Origin of the sequence: uncultured Brevundimonas sp. (assembly GCF_963974615.1) — a bacterium.
GTDB lineage: Bacteria > Pseudomonadota > Alphaproteobacteria > Caulobacterales > Caulobacteraceae > Brevundimonas.
On sequence record NZ_CAXBDH010000017.1, the window covers coordinates 1 to 18,560 of the forward strand.

Genomic DNA, 18,560 nt, shown 5'->3' on the forward strand with positions numbered 1-18,560 from the left:
CTGCGAGCCACCTTCTCCCACGAGGGGAGAAGGACGCGCACCATCCGAATTCCCGTCCCCAATCCCTTGCCCCGCACTACCTTGCCCGTTTCTCCAGCCCAATCTCCCGCCCCCCTTCCAGCCGCACCGATAATACCCCGGTCCCGTCGCAAGGAAGGGCCGCCTGGCCTGCGACCTGGTGTGTGGCGGGAGTGGGGGAGCGGGGTCAGGGTCGGGCGAGGATACCCCGGCCGCTCCGGGACCGGGTCACAGGCCCGGCCCCGCCCGCGGCGATCGGTGCGGCTAGGCGGTAAGACCGTTGCCGACCGCACGCTCGTCGAAAATCCTCACGCGGAGCGTCGGTCTTCGTCGAAACGGTAAACACAAAGCACACCGGGCGAAGGCCCGGCGCTCCGCCTGCCCTTCCATCACCGCCGCCTCGCGTGCGGTCGCGCCCGCACGGCCGTTGCATCCGGGGACTGGTCAAGCGCGGTTGCTGCGCCCAATCTCCTGGTCGGTACCGGTTCACGCAGGGGAAGATCGCCGATGGGCATGGGCATGATCGCGCTGGCACTGATCATCATCGCCGGGGCGTGGGTCTATTATCGCCTGGCGCTGGGCCGGTCCGAGACCGCCGCGCGGTGGCCGACCGTGGCCGGGACCATCACCGCCTCCCGCTATCAGGAAAGCCCGGCTGATTCGGCGGACGGGGACGGCCATGTCCATTATTTCGCCAATGTCGCCTATCGCTACGTCGTCGGCGGCAAGACCTTCAACTGCGAACGTATCGCCTTTCACGGCATCGATCCGCACACCCGGCTGCTCGAGGTCCAGACCATCGTCGACCGCTACCCGACCGGCGCGGTGGTGCGGGTCCGCTACAATCCGGACGATCCCGGTGAAGCGGTGCTGGAGGTGCGGCGACCGTCGCGGATGACGCCGCTGATCCTCACCGCGGCCGGGCTGGTCCTGCTGGTCGCGGGCGTGTGGATGACGATCCGCTGACGCCCTGCCGTGCGCCCGGAGTCAGAACGGGAAGAACAGCGGGATGGCCGCGACCCCGGCGACCCAGGTGACCAGGTTCAGCGGCACCCCGACCTTGACGAAATCCATGTATTTGTACTTGCCGACCTGGAAGACGAGCACATTGGTCTGATAGCCGAACGGCGTGGCGAAGGCGGCGCTGGCGGCCATCATCACCCCGATCAGGAACGGGCGGGGGTCGACGCCCAGGCTCTCGGCCAGGGCCACGGCCACGGGGGTGATCAGCACGGCCACGGCGGCGTTGGACAGCAGTTCGGTGGCGAACAGCGTCACCCCGTACAGGATGGCCAGCGCCGCCCACGGACCCAGCGGCCGGATGAAATCGATCAGCAATTCGGTGCCCGCCGCGGCCAGACCGGTGACCTCGATCGACAGGCCGACGACCACCATGCCGGCGATCAGCAGCAACACCTCGGGCCGCAGACCGGCATAGGCCTCCTCCGGGGTGATGATCCGCATCAGGATCAGGATCACGGCCCCGGCGAAGGCCGAGGCGGCGATCGGCGCAATGCCCAGGGCGGCGGCGGCGATCACGGCGACGAACACCCCCATCGCGATCATGGCCCGGCGCGGCTGGAACGGCCGGTCGACGGCGAACAGCTCCAGATCACCCAGCATGCCGTCACCGGTCTGCTCGTGGCGGCCGTGGCCCTCGCCGTCGTCGCTGCCGTTGGCCAGCAGCCGCTCGCCGAAGATGAACAGGTACAGACCGCCCACGGCGGCGATGATCAGGGCCACCGGGGTGATCTCGAACATGCCAAACACCGGCTGACCGGCGTTGCGGGCCATGTCGTTGACCAGCAGGTTGGTCGAGGTGCCGATCAGGGTACAGGCCCCGCCCATGATGGCGATGTAGCTGAGCGGAATCAGGAACCGCTTGGGCGACAGGTTCATCGAGGTGGCGACGTCGCGCACCACCGGCGCGGCCAGCACCACGATCGGGGTGTTGTTGAGAAAGGCCGAGGCCCCGCCGCACAGGATGATGACCAGCCACAGACCCAGCTTGCCCAGCCGCGCGCACAGCACCGTCGCCTGGCGGATCAGCAATCCCATCAGGCCGGTCAGCTCGATGGCGTAGGCCATGACGAACAGGCAGGCCAGGGCGATGACGGCCGGACTGGCGAAGGCCCCCTGCACCTCGACCGGGCGAATCACGCCCAGCAGCAACAGGGCGGCGGCGGCCGACAGGGCGGCCACATCGGAGCGGACCTTGCCGTGAATCAGCACGCCGACCACGGCCACCAGGACGACGAGCGCCGCGATCTGATCGAAACTCATATCCTGTGCAGACCCCCCCGGGCGGCTTCCGTCAACCTTTTCAGTCGATGTCGTCACCGCGATAGCGTTTTTGTGTTATGGCCGATCCATGCCTCGTCTGAATGTGTTTCCGCTTCATCGTCGCAAGCTCGGCGTCGTTGTCACCTCGATCGCCGTCGGTCTGCTGCTCGCCCAGTGCGGACCGAAGGAAAAGGCTCCGGAAGAGCCCGCGGTCGAGGTGCCCGAGACGCCGGTCGTCGTGACGCCGGTCCTGCCTGCTACGACGCCACCCCTGACCCGTGGCGATCTCGTCAGCGCCGCCGCCCGCGCGGCCTCGACCTATGTCTCCGGAGAGGTCCCGTCGGGGGGCGATCCCCTGGTGGGACGCCGGATCACCGTCCGCCTGCCCTTCGGTTGCGGCGGTCCGAAACCGGGTCCGTCCGGCCCGGATGTCGCCGACGGCGTGCCGCGCGCCACCTGGGGTCGGGATCGCAAATCCGTCCAGCTCAGCCTCACGCCCGGCGACTGGGTCAATTCGGCCCTGATCGCCGGTGCCGGTGCCGACTCGGTCTGGGAGACCGTCGAGGGCTTCTGGATCCCGCGCCCCTGGCTGGCCTCCGACGCCTGTCCCGGCGTCCTGCGCGATCCGCTGGTGGGGGGCGTGACCACGCCGTCTCCCAATACCGTCGGCCTGGCCGCCGTCTTCCCGACGGGCAGCTCGCGGGTCGGCCAGCGCAACGGCCGCGCCTACCGCTTTACCGTTCGCGCCGAGGGCGACCAGCCGCTGGTGCCGCCGGAAGGCGGTTATCGGCTCGTGCTGGAAGGCCGCGTTGTCGGTTTCCCCGGTGGTCGCGCCATCCGTTGCCGGACCTCGAGCCCCGAACAGCGCCCGGTCTGTATCGCCGCGATCCAGCTGGACCGGGTCGCGTTCGAAAGCGCCACCGGCGACACCCTGGGTCAGTGGCGCTAGGCCCGACGGAACGACACGTCCGCTCACGCTTTGTTGCAACCCCGGCCTCGCCTTCGCGGGCGCAGCACGCTAGTCAGGCCGGAACGGCCGGGACGTCCAGTCCTGCCGACGACGAACCACGGTTCAGGGGTTGAAGATGACGCAGTGGGTGTACGGCTTCGGTGGCGGTTCCGCCGACGGCGACGCATCGATGAAGGACCTGCTCGGCGGCAAGGGGGCCAACCTCGCCGAGATGTCGTCGCTGGGCCTGCCGGTGCCGCCCGGCTTCACCATCACCACCGGGGCCTGCGTCCACTATTTCGAAAATGGCCAGACCTATCCCGCCGCCCTCGCCGCCGAGGTCAAGGCCGGGCTGGACAAGGTCGAACAGATCACCGGCAAGACCTTTGGCGACGCGGCCAACCCCCTGCTGGTCAGCGTCCGCTCGGGGGCCCGTGCCTCCATGCCCGGCATGATGGACACGGTGCTGAACCTCGGCCTCAACGACGAGACGGTCGAGGGACTGGCCGCCCTGTCCGGCGACCGCCGCTTCGCCTTCGACAGCTATCGCCGCTTCATCACCATGTATTCGAACGTCGTCCTCGGCCTCAGCCACGACGATTTCGAAGAGGTGCTGGACACCCACAAGGACCGTCTCGGTATCACTGTCGACACCGATCTGGGGGCTGACGACTGGGAAAAGGTCGTCACTGAATACAAGGCCGTGGTCGAGGACCGTCTGGGCCAGCCCTTCCCGCAGGATCCGCAGGATCAGCTCTGGGGCGCGGTCTCGGCCGTGTTCGACAGCTGGATGAACGAGCGCGCCAAATTCTACCGCCGCATGCACGACATCCCCGAGAGCTGGGGCACGGCCGTCAACATCCAGTCGATGGTGTTCGGCAATATGGGCCAGACCTCGGCCACCGGCGTCGCCTTCACCCGCAACCCGTCGACCGGCGAAGCCAGGCTTTACGGCGAATTCCTGATCAATGCCCAGGGCGAGGACGTCGTCGCCGGCATCCGCACACCCCGGTCGCTGACCACGGCCGGGCGTGAGGAAATGGGCGAGACGGCCCTGTCGATGGAAGAGGCGATGCCGGCGGTGTTCGCCGAATTCGTCGCGGTGATCGCCCGGCTCGAGACCCACTATCGCGACATGCAGGACATCGAGTTCACGGTCGAGCAGGGCCGGCTCTGGATGTTGCAGACCCGCAACGGCAAGCGCACGGCCAAATCGGCCCTCAAGATCGCCGTCGACCTCGCCGCCGAAGGCGTCATCTCCGAGGATGAGGCGGTGTCGCGGGTCGAGCCGTCCGCCCTGGACCAGTTGCTGCATCCGACCCTGGACCCGCATGCTGAACGCCGGGTCGTGGCCTCCGGCCTGCCGGCCTCGCCCGGCGCGGCGACCGGCAAGATCGTGTTCGACGCCGACGAGGCCGAACGCATGTCCCAGCTGGGCGACGCCGTCATCCTCGTCCGCGAGGAGACCTCGCCCGAGGACATCCACGGCATGCATGCGGCGCGCGGCATCGTCACCGCCCGCGGTGGCATGACCAGTCACGCGGCGGTGGTTGCCCGCGGCATGGGCCGCCCCTGCGTCTCGGGTGCCGGTGAAATCCACATCGACGAAAAGGCCGGTACCTTTTCGGCCCGCGGTCGCACCTTCCGGGCAGGCGAGGTCGTCACCATCGACGGTTCGACCGGCGAGGTGATGGAAGGCGCGGTCGCCATGATCGAGCCGGAACTGACCGGTGACTTCCGCACCCTGATGGGCTGGGCCGACAGGATCCGTCGCCTGAAGGTCCGGGCCAATGCCGAAACCCCGCTGGACGCCCGCACCGCGCGCGGCTTCGGCGCCGAGGGCATCGGCCTGTGCCGTACCGAACACATGTTCTTCGATGACGCCCGCATCGCCGCCGTGCGCGAGATGATCCTGGCTGACGACGAGCAGGGCCGCCGTGCCGCCCTCGCCAAGATCGCCCCGTTCCAGAAGGCCGACTTCGTCCAGCTGTTCGAGATCATGGCTGGCCTGCCCGTGACCGTCCGGCTGCTGGATCCGCCCCTGCACGAATTCATTCCCCATACGGACGCCGAGATCGACGCCCTCGCCGTGACCCAGGGACTGGACGCCGCCAAGCTGAAGCGTCGGGCGAAGGACCTGCACGAGACCAACCCCATGCTGGGCCATCGTGGCTGTCGTCTCGGCGTGGCCTATCCCGAGATCTACGAAATGCAGGTGCGCGCCATTCTCGAGGCCGCCCTTGAGGTCAAGAAAACCGCCGACGAGGCCCCGATCCCCGAGATCATGCACCCGCTGGTCGCCATGGGTCTGGAGATGAAATACCTGCGCGAGCTGACCGACCGTACGGCCGAGGCCGTGTTCGTTGAGGCCGGCGACCGGGTCGAGTATCTGGTCGGCACCATGATCGAACTGCCCCGTGCCGCCCTGCGCGCCGCCGACCTGGCCGAACACGCCGAATTTTTCAGCTTCGGCACCAATGACCTGACCCAGACCACCTTCGGTATCAGCCGGGACGATTCCGGCCGCTTCCTGCAGGTCTATCTGGACAAGGGTATCTTCGAGGCCGACCCCTTCGTCCGCCTTGACCAGGACGGCGTCGGCGACCTGATCCGTATCGCCGCCGAACGCGGTCGCGCGGTCCGGTCCGACATCAAGATGGGCATCTGCGGCGAACACGGCGGCGATCCCGCTTCCATCGCCTTCTGCGAAACCGTGGGTCTGGATTACGTCAGCTGCTCACCGTACCGTGTGCCGATCGCCCGGCTGGCCGCGGCCCAGGCGGCGCTGATCGCCCGCGGCGAAGAGGCCCGCGAAAAGGACCGGTAGCGCCGCCTGCGTCGCTGTCGTCGCGGAACGCGGGTCTTCGTCTTCTTGTTAACCTGAGTGACGCCCAAGTAATCATCGGCCAAAATAAAGTCATTGTTGGCGTATCGCCGTCTGTGTCCTTTCGCCCACGGTTAAGCTTCTGTAATAAAACAGCCATGGAACTGCCGTGGATGCTACCCATTTGAGCTTTCGCTGGATGGGGCTGGTGGCCGATCAGGTCACCGCATCTAGGAAAGACAGAAACCATGCGTAACATTCTTCTCGCGTCCGCTGCCCTCGCCCTGCTGGCGGCTCCGGCCATGGCGCAGAGCGTTTCGTCGCCGAGCTACTACGGTACGCTGGGCTACAGCCAACTGGACGGCGATAGTGCCGATGTCGGTGCGGTCACCGGTCGCTTCGGCGCGAAGCTGACCCCCTACCTGGGTGCCGAGGCAGAAGCCTCGTTCGGCGTCGGCCATGACAACGTCTCCATCGGTGGCCTCGACGGCAAGGTCAAGGAAACCTATGACGTCGCCGCTTACGGCGTCGCCACCCTGCCGGTGAATCCGAATTTCGATCTGTTCGCCCGCGTCGGCTATGGCACGACCGAACTGAAGACCTCGGTCGCCGGCTCCAGCGTGACCGACAGCGCCGACAGCTGGAACTACGGCGTCGGTGCCAACTACTACCTGGACGGCCAGAACGGCGTTCGTGGTGACTGGACCCGTCGTGACTTCACCAACGGTGGCGGTGAAGCCGATGTCTATTCGCTGAGCTACGTGCGCCGCTTCTAGTCGCGGTTACCGGATATGGGAAAGGCGCGCTCCGGTCAGGGCGCGCCTTTTTCATGGGCGGGAGGGTTGGGGCCGGACGTCCGGGATCAGGCGACGCCGGGGGCCAGGGCCCAGCGCATCGAACCTTCGCCGAACGGTCTGATGAACAGGTCGCGGTAGCGTTCGAACACCTCGATGATCTTCGCCGCCAGGTCCTGATTGATGGCCTCGCCGCGCTGACGTTTCATTGCCGTGACGCAATCGACGACCACCTTCTGGTGAGCCGATCCGCCCATGCTCTTCAGCACGGTGGCCACATCATGGGCCAGTGGATCCAGCTTCGGTCCCCAAGGATTGGTCTTATGAGTCATTCGGGCCGTACTTCCTTTATCTTGACACGGTCTCGACACTGGCGAACGCGTCGCAAAGACTCGTGGAAAGTGCAAGCGTGAGCGCGAATTCGTGATCGCGGCGAGTAGGGGACATGACCACGAATTAAGCTGACAAACGGTTTCGACCGTCATCATCTGTCTGTAAATCGGGGGGAAACCATGACGACTTTTGATCCGGCCGCTGCGACGGCCCAATGGCTGGCGACCCTGTCGCCTGAGGAAACCGCCCGGGCGGTGGCCTATACGCACGGCGGCCACTGGCTGCTCCTGTGGAGTGCGCTTGTATCCATCTTGGTCGCCTGGCTCATCATTCGCTCTGGCTGGCTGTCCAACCTGCGTGACCGGCTCGAGGCCCGGAAACCACGTCCGAAGCTGGTCTCCCTGGTCGTCGGTGTCGTCTATCTGCTGATGGGTTTCGTTCTGACCCTGCCGTGGTCGATCTATGAAAGCTGGTGGCGCGAGAAGGCTTACGGCCTGACCGAACAGCCCCTGACGGGCTGGCTGACTGAGGCGCTTATGGGGGCGGGAATCGCGACAGTGTTCGGTGGCCTGCTGATCGTCGCCCTCTATTTCCTGATCCGTCGCACGGGTCGGACCTGGTGGATATGGGGGGGCGGCCTGGCCGGGGCCGCCGTCGTCTTCATGCTGCTGATCTCACCGATCCTGATCGAGCCGCTGTTCAATACCTATACACCGGCGCCGGACGGCGCGGTGCGCGATGCCGTGGTCGAGCTGGCCCACAAGACCGGCACGCCGGACGACAAGATCTACATCTACAACGGCTCGAAACAGTCGGATCGCTATACGGCCAATGTCTCCGGCCTGGCCGGTTCGGCGCGGGTGGCCATGAGCGATGTCATGTTCACCAAGGGGGCCGACTTGGCCGAGGTGCGTGGCGTCGTGGGCCACGAGATGGGCCACTATGTCCATATGCACTCGCTGTGGCTGACCGGTGCCATGATCATTCTGTCCGCGCTGAGCTTCTTCCTGATCGACCGGCTGTATCCGTTGGCGAAACATCTGCTCGGCGTAAGCCGGGTCGGGCCCATTTCCGATCCGGCGGGCCTGCCGGTTCTGGCCGCAATCGGTGCCGTACTCGGGCTGCTGGCCACGCCGGTTAGCAACACCCTGATCCGCTCAATCGAGGTCGACGCCGATCATTTCTCACTGGTGCATGCCAATGAACCGGATGGCCTGTCCAAGGCTCTGATCAAGACAGCGGAGTATCGTGCGCCGTCGCCGACAGCGATCGAGGAATTTGTCTTCTACGATCACCCCAGCGTCGAAAATCGTGTCCGCCGGGCCATGGAATGGAAGGCGACCCATCCGGTCGAGGCTCCGGCCCCGATGTCTGCGCCCGAGCCGGATGTGGAGCCGGTGGCTACGCCCGCTTCCTGACGAAGACGGTGCCGGCCGAATAGCCGGCACCGAAGCTGCAGATCAGGCCGATGTCGCCGGTGGCCATGTCCTGCTGACGCAGATGGAAGGCGATGATCGAGCCGGCCGAGGAGGTGTTGGCGTATTCGTCGAGGACGATGACGTTCTCCTCAGGCGTCGGTTCGCGGCCCAGCACCTTGCGGCCGATGAACTGGTTCATGTTGATGTTGGCCTGGTGCAGCCACATCCGCTTCAGCGCATGGGGATCAAGGCCGAGGTCGCCGGCGTGGTCGACAATCATCTCCGAGACCATAGGCACCACATCCTTGAACACCTTGCGGCCCTGCTGGATGAACAGCTTGTCGGGTGCGCCGATGCCCTCGGGCGCGGCATTGTTCAGGAAACCGAAATTGTTGCGGATGTTGTTGGAGAAGACCGTCTTCAGCCGCGTGCCCAGCACGTCCCAGCCACCGGGTCCCGCCCGCTCCGGGGATTCGACGATGACGGCAGTGGCGACGTCGCCGAAGATGAAATGGCTGTCGCGATCCTTGAAGTTGAGATGGGCCGAGCAGATCTCGGGGTTGATCATCAGCACCGCCCCGACCGAGCCGGAGGCGATGAAGTCCGCTGCTGTCTTGATGCCGAAGGTGGCCGAGGAACAGGCGACATTCATGTCGAAGGCAAAGCCGTCGATGCCCAGGGCCTGCTGCACCTCGACGGACAGGGCCGGATAGGGACGCGGCATGTTCGAGGCGGCACAGATCACCGCCCCGATCTCGCTGACCGGTTTGCCCCAGGCGGCAATCGCCTCACGCGCCGCGGCGACCGACATCTCGGCCATCAGCGACAGCTCGTCATTGGCCCGTTCGGGCAGGTTGGGGGCCATGCGGGCCGGGTCGATGATTCCGGCCTTGTCCATCACGAACCGGCTCTTGATGCCGGACGCCTTCTCGATGAACTCGACCGAGGACGGGGTCAGGGCCTCGACATCGCCTTCGGCGATCTGGGCCGCATGCTCGGCGTTCCAGCCTTCGGCCCAGGTGTTGTAGGCCGCGACAAGTTCGGCGTTCGAGATGGATTGTTCCGGCGTAAATAGACCGGTGGCGGCGATAACGGCGTGGGTCACTGGCGGGTCCGTTGCGTTGACGAACGCCCTCAATAGGCCGGTGGCGGCGCGCGGTCGAGGCTCGCCTTCAGTCCGGTGAGCCAGCGCCCGATACGGTCGGGGCGGAGGGAAGCTCCCCCGATCCGGGCGGCAATCAGCACTTCAATCAGATCTTCCGCCTCGCATGGCCATCCGTCGGGCGTGGCGTAGAGTGGATAGTCCAGCAGGGCCGCGACGATCAGGGCGTCCAGATCCGGGCGGGCCGTGCGGCGCGGCAGGGGCAGGCGGTCCTCGGTCAGACCCCAACCGGCGTAGAAAGGGCGGCCATGGGTAATCACCCGCCGTCCGCGCAACAGGGCCTCGAACCCGGTCAGGGACGTCAGGGTCACCACAGTGTCGCAGTTCGCCAGACAGTCGGCGATGTCGAGGCCGTCGGCCACGGCGTCGACGGCCGCCAGGGCGCTGGCCTCGACCGCACCCGGCCGGTTGCCGGCCAGCACGTCAGGATGGGCCTTCCAGATCAGGAAGGTATCGGGATGGTCGGCCCGGGCCGCGGCGATCAGCCCGGCATTGGTGCGCACCTCTTCGCAGCCCAGCAGGATCGAGCGGTCGTTCTCGACCTGGCCCACGACCAGCACCCGTTCCTGATCCGTCGGCCAGTCGGGCGGGGTCGCACCCGCCAGATTGTATTTCGACAGGCCGCTGGTGACGATCCGCCGACGCAGGGCTCCGGCGCGGGCGAGGGCCTCGCCCGACGGGCGGCCAGTCTGGATCTTCGTTTCCAGCCGCGAGGGGGTGGCGGGATCATAGTAGATGCCCTGGTCGTCCAGCACGGCCGACAGGGCCCCGACGAAATCGGACCCGAGCCCGTGCGAGCGGATGAAGCCGTCCTCCATCCGAACAGTTGGTCCGTCGAAACCGGCCGCCGCGGCCCGGATCGCCGGGGTTTCCTTGCCCGCCCACCACAGCAGTTGGCCACCGTGGGCTCGGGCTGCGGCGACGGCAGCGGCAGGGGTGTCGAAATAGTCGAGCCGGGCGGTCGGAGCATTCAGCAGTCGCCGCACCGTCGCCCGCTTGGCCGGAGCGAACCCGACTCCGGCCCAATAGCCCCGCAGTCGTTCGGCCCGGTCCCGCAGGGCCATCATCCGTGTCACCGCCTGTTCCGCCTCGCAACGACGGCCGGTGACAGGATCGACATAGCGGCTGCAGACGATCAGGGCCGCGGCTGCCACCGTCTCGATGTCGCGCGCCACGCTGCGACGACCGGTTGTCACTTGATCCGTCGTCAGACCCCAACCGGAATAGAAGGGGGCTCCGAAGCAGTTGACCGGCACACCCCGCAACAGGGCCTCGAACCCGAGACCACTGGTCACCGTATAGACGGTGTCGACCTCGGCCAGCAGGTCGGCGGGGCGCACATCGGTGTCGACCAGGGTGACGCCGGTCAGGTCCGCGTCCACGAGACAGCCGGCCTTGAGGCCCGCCGCGACGGCCGGGTGCCGTTTGACGATCAGCTGGGCACCCGGATGATCGGTCCGGGCCGCGGCCATCATGACGGAAAATGCATCCGGCGCGGCCATGCCGAAGCGGATCGAGGCGTCGCCCCGGGTCTGGTCGACGACCAGCACCCGGCGTCCGGGGCGAAGGATCGACCGGTCCAACGGTCCGCCCAGATTGGTCCGCGACAGGCCGGCGGCGACGATGCGGTCGATCAGGGTCCGGGCCCGGGTTCGCATCGCGTCGTCACACCAGTCAGGACCGGTTGCGATGGTCTGTTCCAGTCGCGAGGGGCGGGTGGAGTCATAATAGACGCCCAGATCATCGACGATCAGGCTCAGGCTAGCCGCTCCGGCCTCACCCAGGCCGACGGAGCGCAGGAAGCCGTCTTCCAGCGCGACATAGGGGAGGCCGGTGACCCGACTCCACAGTCGGCCTGCCCGGGTCGTCGGGCGTCGACCCCAGCCCAGCGCGGCGCGCACATCCGGTCCGGGCAACAGCCGCGGTGCATACTCCGGCAGGAAGGCGTTCAGATGCGGGATCGCCAGCAGGCCCGGCGCGCAGGCCCAGGCCGCAACCGGCGGGGCCCGGTCCATCAGTCGGGCGAGCGCGAACAGGCGTCGTGCCGACGCAGCAGGGCTTCGGCGGCGGTCAGGTGCAGCCGCTCGACCATACTGCCCTCGACCTGGATCGCGCCGCGCCCGGCAGCGGCCGGATCGGCGAAGGCGGCGACCAAGGCCATGGCATGGGCGACCTCGTCATCGGTCGGGGAAAAGGTCGCATTGGCGGTGGCGATCTGGCCGGGATGGATCAGGCTCTTGCCGTCGAAACCGTACAGCCGCCCCTGGTTGCATTCACTGGCGAAGCCGTCAGCGTCGTCCAGTCGGTTGAACACACCGTCGATCACGCCCAGCCCATGTGCCCGTGCGGCGGCGACCGTCGCCGCCAGCCAGGGCTTCAACGGTTCACGATCGGCCACCAGACCGCAGCCGAGGGCGGCGGACAGGTCGTTGGTACCGAACATCAGGGCTGCGAGTGCCCCGTCGACCCGGCAAAGCGCATCCAGGTTGAACAGGGCGAGGGGAGTCTCGATCATGGCCCAAAGGGCGGCCCCGGCCGGCAGGCGATCCCCCAGCTCGGCAACGTCGCGGGCATCCTCAACCTTGGGTGCCACGATGATTTCGACCGGCGTTCCGGCCAAGGCGTCGAGGTCGTCGCTGCCCCAGGGGGTGTCCAGCCCATTGACCCGCACAGCCAGTCGCGGGCCGAATCCGCCGGACCGGGCGGCCTCAACCGCAGCGGCCCGGGCCGCGGTCTTCATCTCCGGCGCGACGGCATCCTCGAGATCGAGGACCGCGACATCGCAGGGCAGGGTGCGGGCCTTGTCGATCGCGCGCGGGTTCGAGGCCGGCATGAACAGAACGCTGCGGACCAGCTCGTCCGCCATCAGACGCGTCCGGTGACGGGGATCAGGGCCCCGGTGATCGCCCGGGACTCCGGTGAGGCCAGAAACAGCATCACAGCCGCAAGGTCGGCCGGGGCGACCCACTGGGCGGGATCGGCGTCGGGCATGTCCTTGCGGTTCTGGGGGGTATCCAGGATCGACGGCAGCACGGCATTGACCGTGACCGAAGTCGCCTTCAGCTCTTCAGCCAGAGACTCGGTCAGGCGATGCACGGCTGATTTGGACGCGGCATAGGCTCCCATGCCCGCCGCCGACTTCAGGGCCCCGTTGGCCCCGACATTGACGATCCGGCCTTCGGTTGACTGCTTCAGATGGGGCAGGGCGGCGCGGCAGCTGTTCAGGGCAGTGGTCAGGTTCAGGGCGAACATCCGGTCCCAGGCAGGCCGGTCATCGTCAACGGTCTGCCAGACGAAGCCGCCCGCGATGTTCAGCACCGCGTCCAGACGCCCGAAGCGTTCGACCACCGCACTGATGGCCGTTTCGGCCGCCGCCGGATCGGTCAGGTCGACCCCGCCCAGACTCAAGGTTCCCTCCGGACCCGGCGATCCCTCGGCGAAGTCGATCACGGCGACCTTCAGACCCTGGGCCTGGGCTGCGGTCACGACCGCCCGCCCCAGTTCGCCCTGTCCGCCTGTGATTGCGACTACCCGTTCATTCATGACTGTCTCCTATGGGATGATCCCTCGCGCGGGCGGGGCGGGTCAGTCAACCGGCCAGAGCCGGGCCGCGCCACGCACGCCTGAGGAGTCGCCCCATCTCGCCGGGACGATACGGGTGTCCGAGGTATCGGCGAAAACGTGACGGCCAACCCGTTCGTTCAGCATCGGATAAAGTTCGCGGACATTGGACATGCCGCCGCCCATCACCACCACGTCCGGGTCAATCAGATTGACCACCATGGCCAGCCCCCGGGCCAGCCGGTCACCATAGCGCTCCAGCGACGCGGCTGCGATCGGGTCGCCGGCCCGGGCGGCGACGACGATGGTCTCGGCACTCAGGGAGCGGTCACCCGGACCGGTATGGTCGCGCTGAAATCCGGTTCCCGAGATCCAGGTCTCGAGACAGCCGTGCTGGCCGCACCAGCAGGCCGGGCCGGGTGTCTCGTCGGCGGTCGGCCACGGCAGGGAAATATGACCCCATTCGCCGGCGACGCCGTTCGCCCCGCCGATCAGTCGTCCGTCGACGACCAGTCCGCCTCCGCACCCGGTGCCGACAATGACGCCGAAGACGACCCGGGCTCCGGCGGCTGCCCCGTCGACCGCTTCGGACAGGGCCAGGCAGTTGGCGTCATTGGCCAGGCGCACCGGCCGGGCCAGGGCGGCTTCCACATCTTCGCGGAAAGGCCGACCGTTCAGCCAGGTCGAGTTGGCGTTGCGCATCCGTCCGCTGGTCGGTGACACCGAGCCGGGTACGGCCAGTCCGACGGTTCCGGTTGTTCCGGTCTCGCGCTCGATGGCCTGAACCAGACCAGCGACAGCGGCCAGAGCTGCCTCATAGGTGCCGGGGTTGGGCGCGCGAATTCGTCCAATGAAGCCGCCGTCCGCATCCAGGGCGGCCGCCTCGATCTTGGTCCCGCCGAAGTCCACGCCGATCTGCATGGCCAAGGCTTAGCAGACCGTCGTCAGCCGGCGAACACCCGTGTCATCAGCCGTTCCAGGGCCTCGGCGTCGACCGTGTCGAAGGCGGCGATCTCGGTCGCGTCGACGTCGAACACTGCGATCAATGCGCCCGAAGCGTCGGACACCGGAACCACCACCTCGCTCCGCGAGCGGGAGTCACAGCCGATGTGACCGGGAAAGGCTTCGACGTCCTCGACGATCTGGGTCGTGCGGGAAGCGGCGGCGGCACCGCAGACGCCACGACCGAAGGGGATGCGCAGGCATCCCAGCGTGCCCTGGTAGGGGCCGACCACCAGTTCCTGCGGGCGCTCGGGGTCGACGACATAGAAGCCGGTCCAGAAAAACTGCGGGAAGGCGTCGGCCAGCATGGAAGCGACTGTGGCCATCCGGGCGGTGCGGTTGGGCTCGCCGTCCAGCACGGCGAGGATTTCGTCCTCGACCTCTGCATAGCGGGCGACCTTGTCCGCAGGACGGTCCGATCGGGCGACATAGGACATGAGGAGACTCCGGCTGGCAGCGACATATAGGTGGGGTGTCCAGCCTTGGCGACCTCAACAATTCCCCCGTGAGGGGAATCTTTAAATGCCTGATTCGTAGGGATTACCGTTCGACGAACAAAATTTCTCCAGACCGACGCAACGCACTGGCTGCTGTTAACGTTAACCTTGACAGTCGAGCAGCTGGACCCAACCATCGTTCGACGAAATGGTTAACGGGCGGTCGGGAAGTCGTCCGTTGGCAATTTATGAGGGGGGCGTATGCGCGAGCGCGACGGTATCGACGACGATCGCCCCACCTTCCGGCACCGCCGTGGCCCTTTTGCCGTCGCCGCCGTCATCGGTGTGCTGGCTGTCACCGCTCTGGCCATGGGCAGCTGTGGCGACCGTGGTCTCCAGTTCTGGCGTCGCGACGCGGCAGTCGGCGGTGCCAATGCCTGCCCGCGTCCGGCCTCCATCACCGGTGCAGAGTTCAATGCCCAGGAAACCAGTCTGCGCGCGCTGCGCCGGGCCGCCTTCCGGGGAGACTTCTTCGCCCAACTTGAACTGGGCTCCCGCTATTCGGCGGTGAAGGCGACCGACAAGAATATCGAGGACCCGATCGAGAGTTCGGTCTGGCTGGCCATGGCCCTGGCCAATGACGAGGGCTATGCCCCGATCAACCGGGTCGATCGCGGTGGACTGGGCGGCTGGCGGCCGCTGTCCCGCTATGATGATTGTCGGGCCTGGGAACGCCACAACATCTATCAGCGGCTGGATCGCCAGCTGGCGCAGATGACGCGCGAGGAACAGGAATCGGTCCGTGACCGGGTCATCTATGTTCTGTCGACCCAGGACGCGAAGGGGTTCCGCACCCTCGCTCGCCTGCATGACTCCCTCTACGGCCCCTTCGGCGAGCCCGAGGATAACCGCGAAGCCCGCGAGGCCCTTGGCGACAATCGGGATCATGTTCGTCCGGACAGCCGTGGGCGGGGTCGGCAGACGGCCGTCAACCTGTTCCAGCGCAATGACGTCGACGCCTATCTGTACAATTATCTCGCGGTGCAGACCGGTGACATCGGGGCCTATGTCCTGCTCAAGGATTTCGAGCGTTCGTCGCCGAGCCGGGGGCGATATGGGGCCTTCGTTGAGGCCAAGGCCCGTCAGTGGGTGCCGCCTTTCGAATTCTATCCGAACACGGCTCCGGCCTCGGGTGTGCCTTTCTCGGACGAGAGTCGACCTCGGGGCGATGCTTATGAATATGCCCTGTCGCGGGTCACCGAACTGCCGTTCGTCCATGTTGGACGGGCGCTGCGCTATCTCGGCGTAACCGATACTGTGGCCGGTCGGCCCGAACAGCTGTCCAAGCGCCAGATCGAGACGCTGGAGGCCATGCTCGGCCATCCGATGGACGGGCGATTGTCCTATCTGGAGCGGGTCCGCGCGGTGCAGTTGGCGGCGGTCAACGGCTCGTCCGAGGCCCAGCTGGTGCTGGCGGTTATGCATGCCGAAGGCATCGGGGTTCCGCCCGACTACGCCCGGGCCTTCCACTGGTTCGAGGAGGCCGCGAAACAGGGCAGCCCCGAGGCCAAATTCGCCATGTCGACCTATTTCGCCCTGGGGGTTTCCGGGGTCGCCGATCAGGACAAGGCTAACGCCGTGGCCTTGAGAATCGACTCCGCCCTGGCCGGCTTCGGACCGTCCGCTTCCCGCCTGCAAGCCGTCCTGGCCCAGGTGTCCCGCTCGCAGCGCCGCTAGGAGGGCGTGGAATCATGACCAACCGTCCAGTTCGTGGCCTGATCAGCGGCGTTGCTTTCGGCCTCGCCGTCGCCCTGTCCGGTGCGATCGCCGGTCAGCCGTCGGACGCCAGTGCTCAGGTCGCGGCCAGGGTCGAAAGCCAGACCCGGCCCAATTTCGGCATATTGCTGGACCCGCCGACCCATGCGACCCGCCGGCGCACGACGCACCATCGCCGCTATGATTACCGCCGCGACCACCGGCCGGACTGGCGGCCTGAGCCGTATCGTCATGGTGGCGAGGAGATCGTCCTGGTCGACTGCGGCGGCAATCCCGGCAGCGGGGCCGTCGAGGATGCGGTGCGCCGCGTGCGCCCGGGCGGGACCTTGGTCATCCGGGCCCGGGCCGGGGCCTGCGTCGGCTGGCTCGATATCGACAAGCCGATGACCGTGATCGGTGAGGGCGGCTTCGATCCGCGGGACTGGGGTCGCGGCACCACGCCGACGCTTCAGGCTCCGGACGGACTGCCGTGCATCACCGTGGCCCGCGGCGTGCGGGTCGAGATTCGTGACGTCGTCTTCGCCTCGCCCAACGGCGGTGACGCCGCCTGTATCGTCGGTTACGGAGCCGAAATCGTCCTGAATCGGGTCGGCTTCCGGCACGTGGGTGACGAGGCCGCGATCTATGCCGACGGCGGCCTGATCGACATCCGTAACGCGATGATCGACGCCCAGACGATTGCGCCGGCGATCATCGCCGACGGAGCCGCGCTTACGGCCTATGAGCTGGTCGTCACCGGGGCCCAGACGGGCATCGAGCTGATCCCCGGGGCCGGTCAGACCTCACGCATCTCCACCTCGACCTTCAAGGGCACCGGGGCCCCCAACAGTTTCGGGCCGCGCTCGATCGGCATGATCATTCGTTCGGGCCGGGCCTATGGCCGGGTCGAGATCGAGAACACGGCCATCCTCGGCTATGTCGAGGGCGTCGCCATCGAGGGCGCGTCGGTCAGCATCCACGGCAGCCGGGTCGGTCGTTCGGACAAGGGCGTGGTGCTCTACAATGGCGAACTGACCCTGGCCGACAGCCGGATCCGGGCCTCGACGGTCGGGGTGGCCGCGGCTTCGGGCCGGGCTGTGGTCACGAACAACGTCTTCGCCGGGGTGCGCCAGGTCTTCTTCACCGAGAGAAGCGCCACGCTTGAGGCCAGCGGCAACCGGGTCTGGTCGCAACATGTCTGTCGTCCGACGTTCCGGGATCGTTATCGCGGTCGCTATGAGCCGCAATGGAACGGGGGGGATGGCTGGACCTGCGTCAACGCGCCCTATCCGCGCGACTGGTGGGACGACGAGGACGGCATGCTGGGTCTGCCCTATCAGGACGACAGCTATCATCTGGACGGCTACGACGCCTATCAGAACGGTTCGGGCTGGTACGACCGTGATGGCCGCTACGTCGAGGATGACCGCTATACCGGTGACGATCGCTGGAGCCGGGGCGGGGGTTGGCGGCGCTGATACGGCCTGCCACAGGGCGGGTGCTCAGCCGACTGGAACTGAAGGGTCCGTGGCTGTCTGCTGCCAGAACGCGAAACCGGCGAGGCAGGCGGCGACGGCGGCCAGACCTGCCAGCGGTGCAACCGCGCACCAGACACAGTGCGCCGAGAGATCGCCGCAGATCGCGCCGAGGCCAACCATATGGATCAGGGCCAGCCGGGCGGCGAGCGCGGCGGTCAGTCCCAGCGATAGCCCCAGTATGACCAAGGCCGCCCCCAGCAGGCGATATTCACTGATGGCGTTCAGATTCATGACCGATCCTCCGCGGCCCGTTTAGGCGCAAAATCCGATTGGCGACTTGCGCCAGATCAATCCGGCCCGGCCGGGTCGATACAGATAGAGAAAAAGTCGCCACGGTAGGCCCGGAGGGACTCGAACCCCCAACCAGACCGTTATGAGCGGTCGGCTCTAACCATTGAGCTACGGGCCCGCCGAGGGCGGTGTCTTCGCCTAGCAGCCAGTCGCGCGCCTTGCCAAGCGTCATGGTGGGTCGACTGCCTTCGGGTA

General features: G+C 66.9%; 16 protein-coding genes and 1 tRNA gene. 7 read left to right on the plus strand and 10 right to left on the minus strand.

Features of this window, described 5'->3' with window-relative positions:
• Nucleotides 1-531: 531 nt before the first annotated feature.
• On the plus strand, nucleotides 532-984 hold the full coding sequence (locus tag AAC050_RS12090) for a DUF3592 domain-containing protein (RefSeq protein ID WP_339915340.1): 453 nt from the start codon (nucleotides 532-534) through the stop codon (nucleotides 982-984).
• Nucleotides 985-1,005: 21 nt separating this feature from the next.
• Here AAC050_RS12090 and AAC050_RS12095 read toward each other — a convergent pair whose 3' ends face one another.
• A complete protein-coding gene (locus tag AAC050_RS12095; protein WP_339915341.1) occupies nucleotides 1,006-2,301 on the minus strand; it encodes an SLC13 family permease in 1,296 nt (431 codons plus the stop codon).
• An 88-nt stretch (nucleotides 2,302-2,389) separates the two neighbouring features.
• Here AAC050_RS12095 and AAC050_RS12100 point away from each other — a divergent pair, with 88 nt between their 5' ends.
• The 3 genes from AAC050_RS12100 to AAC050_RS12110 all read left to right on the plus strand — a co-directional run bounded on the left by AAC050_RS12100 (nucleotide 2,390) and on the right by AAC050_RS12110 (nucleotide 6,850).
• On the plus strand, nucleotides 2,390-3,250 hold the full coding sequence (locus tag AAC050_RS12100; RefSeq protein WP_339915342.1) for a hypothetical protein: 861 nt from the start codon (nucleotides 2,390-2,392) through the stop codon (nucleotides 3,248-3,250).
• Nucleotides 3,251-3,386: 136 nt separating this feature from the next.
• The gene (gene ppdK / locus AAC050_RS12105) at nucleotides 3,387-6,077 is read left to right on the plus strand and encodes a pyruvate, phosphate dikinase (protein WP_339915343.1); all 2,691 of its coding nucleotides are present in this window, start codon (nucleotides 3,387-3,389) and stop codon (nucleotides 6,075-6,077) included.
• Between the two features lie 245 nt (nucleotides 6,078-6,322).
• Complete coding sequence (locus AAC050_RS12110; RefSeq protein ID WP_339915344.1) at nucleotides 6,323-6,850, plus strand: porin family protein; 528 nt, start codon at nucleotides 6,323-6,325, stop codon at nucleotides 6,848-6,850.
• Between the two features lie 86 nt (nucleotides 6,851-6,936).
• On the opposite strand, the gene AAC050_RS12115 is transcribed toward AAC050_RS12110, so the two are convergent.
• Nucleotides 6,937-7,200, minus strand: a complete 264-nt coding sequence (locus tag AAC050_RS12115; RefSeq protein WP_339915345.1) for a hypothetical protein — start codon at nucleotides 7,198-7,200, stop codon at nucleotides 6,937-6,939.
• Between the two features lie 180 nt (nucleotides 7,201-7,380).
• Between AAC050_RS12115 and AAC050_RS12120 the strand changes: the two genes are divergently transcribed.
• The gene (locus tag AAC050_RS12120; protein ID WP_339915346.1) at nucleotides 7,381-8,619 is read left to right on the plus strand and encodes a M48 family metallopeptidase; all 1,239 of its coding nucleotides are present in this window, start codon (nucleotides 7,381-7,383) and stop codon (nucleotides 8,617-8,619) included.
• On the opposite strand, the gene AAC050_RS12125 is transcribed toward AAC050_RS12120, so the two are convergent.
• The 6 genes from AAC050_RS12125 to AAC050_RS12150 are packed head-to-tail and all read right to left on the minus strand — an operon-like array spanning nucleotide 8,603 to nucleotide 14,781.
• On the minus strand, nucleotides 8,603-9,724 hold the full coding sequence (locus AAC050_RS12125; protein ID WP_339915347.1) for a beta-ketoacyl-ACP synthase III: 1,122 nt from the start codon (nucleotides 9,722-9,724) through the stop codon (nucleotides 8,603-8,605). The genes AAC050_RS12120 and AAC050_RS12125 overlap by 17 nt on opposite strands.
• Nucleotides 9,725-9,753: 29 nt before the next feature.
• Entirely contained in the window at nucleotides 9,754-11,796 is a 2,043-nt protein-coding gene (locus AAC050_RS12130) for a capsular polysaccharide biosynthesis protein (RefSeq protein WP_339915348.1), read from the minus strand.
• Nucleotides 11,796-12,647 (minus strand): CoA ester lyase, encoded by an 852-nt coding sequence (locus tag AAC050_RS12135; RefSeq protein ID WP_339915349.1) that lies wholly within the window; start codon nucleotides 12,645-12,647, stop codon nucleotides 11,796-11,798. Before AAC050_RS12135 ends, AAC050_RS12130 begins: the two co-directional genes overlap by 1 nt.
• A complete protein-coding gene (locus tag AAC050_RS12140; protein WP_339915350.1) occupies nucleotides 12,647-13,324 on the minus strand; it encodes an SDR family NAD(P)-dependent oxidoreductase in 678 nt (225 codons plus the stop codon). The genes AAC050_RS12135 and AAC050_RS12140 overlap by 1 nt, the downstream gene beginning before the upstream one ends.
• A 42-nt stretch (nucleotides 13,325-13,366) precedes the next feature.
• Complete coding sequence (locus AAC050_RS12145; protein ID WP_339915351.1) at nucleotides 13,367-14,263, minus strand: ROK family protein; 897 nt, start codon at nucleotides 14,261-14,263, stop codon at nucleotides 13,367-13,369.
• 23 nt (nucleotides 14,264-14,286) lie between these two features.
• Nucleotides 14,287-14,781, minus strand: coding sequence for a GAF domain-containing protein (locus AAC050_RS12150; protein ID WP_339915352.1), 495 nt, complete (start codon nucleotides 14,779-14,781; stop codon nucleotides 14,287-14,289).
• Nucleotides 14,782-15,150: 369 nt separating this feature from the next.
• Between AAC050_RS12150 and AAC050_RS12155 the strand changes: the two genes are divergently transcribed.
• Nucleotides 15,151-16,518, plus strand: a complete 1,368-nt coding sequence (locus AAC050_RS12155; RefSeq protein WP_339915388.1) for a tetratricopeptide repeat protein — start codon at nucleotides 15,151-15,153, stop codon at nucleotides 16,516-16,518.
• A gap of 14 nt (nucleotides 16,519-16,532) precedes the next feature.
• Entirely contained in the window at nucleotides 16,533-18,014 is a 1,482-nt protein-coding gene (locus AAC050_RS12160) for a hypothetical protein (RefSeq protein ID WP_339915353.1), read from the plus strand.
• 24 nt (nucleotides 18,015-18,038) lie between these two features.
• Here AAC050_RS12160 and AAC050_RS12165 read toward each other — a convergent pair whose 3' ends face one another.
• On the minus strand, nucleotides 18,039-18,305 hold the full coding sequence (locus tag AAC050_RS12165; protein ID WP_339915354.1) for a hypothetical protein: 267 nt from the start codon (nucleotides 18,303-18,305) through the stop codon (nucleotides 18,039-18,041).
• Nucleotides 18,306-18,410: 105 nt separating this feature from the next.
• Nucleotides 18,411-18,483 (minus strand) — tRNA-Ile (locus tag AAC050_RS12170).
• Between the last annotated feature and the right edge of the window lie 77 nt (nucleotides 18,484-18,560).

What these genes read in the sequence shown, in the direction of transcription:
- AAC050_RS12140 (WP_339915350.1), bottom strand. Translation starts at nt 13,324, where the DNA reads ATGAATGAACGGGTAGTCGCAATCACAGGCGGACAGGGCGAACTGGGG.
- AAC050_RS12110 (WP_339915344.1), top strand. Translation starts at nt 6,323, where the DNA reads ATGCGTAACATTCTTCTCGCGTCCGCTGCCCTCGCCCTGCTGGCGGCT.
- AAC050_RS12160 (WP_339915353.1), top strand. Translation starts at nt 16,533, where the DNA reads ATGACCAACCGTCCAGTTCGTGGCCTGATCAGCGGCGTTGCTTTCGGC.
- AAC050_RS12120 (WP_339915346.1), top strand. Translation starts at nt 7,381, where the DNA reads ATGACGACTTTTGATCCGGCCGCTGCGACGGCCCAATGGCTGGCGACC.
- AAC050_RS12135 (WP_339915349.1), bottom strand. Translation starts at nt 12,647, where the DNA reads ATGGCGGACGAGCTGGTCCGCAGCGTTCTGTTCATGCCGGCCTCGAAC.
- AAC050_RS12090 (WP_339915340.1), top strand. Translation starts at nt 532, where the DNA reads ATGGGCATGATCGCGCTGGCACTGATCATCATCGCCGGGGCGTGGGTC.
- ppdK (WP_339915343.1), top strand. Translation starts at nt 3,387, where the DNA reads ATGACGCAGTGGGTGTACGGCTTCGGTGGCGGTTCCGCCGACGGCGAC.
- AAC050_RS12115 (WP_339915345.1), bottom strand. Translation starts at nt 7,200, where the DNA reads ATGACTCATAAGACCAATCCTTGGGGACCGAAGCTGGATCCACTGGCC.
- AAC050_RS12155 (WP_339915388.1), top strand. Translation starts at nt 15,151, where the DNA reads ATGGGCAGCTGTGGCGACCGTGGTCTCCAGTTCTGGCGTCGCGACGCG.
- AAC050_RS12100 (WP_339915342.1), top strand. Translation starts at nt 2,390, where the DNA reads ATGCCTCGTCTGAATGTGTTTCCGCTTCATCGTCGCAAGCTCGGCGTC.
- AAC050_RS12150 (WP_339915352.1), bottom strand. Translation starts at nt 14,781, where the DNA reads ATGTCCTATGTCGCCCGATCGGACCGTCCTGCGGACAAGGTCGCCCGC.
- AAC050_RS12130 (WP_339915348.1), bottom strand. Translation starts at nt 11,796, where the DNA reads ATGGACCGGGCCCCGCCGGTTGCGGCCTGGGCCTGCGCGCCGGGCCTG.
- AAC050_RS12165 (WP_339915354.1), bottom strand. Translation starts at nt 18,305, where the DNA reads ATGAATCTGAACGCCATCAGTGAATATCGCCTGCTGGGGGCGGCCTTG.
- AAC050_RS12145 (WP_339915351.1), bottom strand. Translation starts at nt 14,263, where the DNA reads ATGCAGATCGGCGTGGACTTCGGCGGGACCAAGATCGAGGCGGCCGCC.
- AAC050_RS12095 (WP_339915341.1), bottom strand. Translation starts at nt 2,301, where the DNA reads ATGAGTTTCGATCAGATCGCGGCGCTCGTCGTCCTGGTGGCCGTGGTC.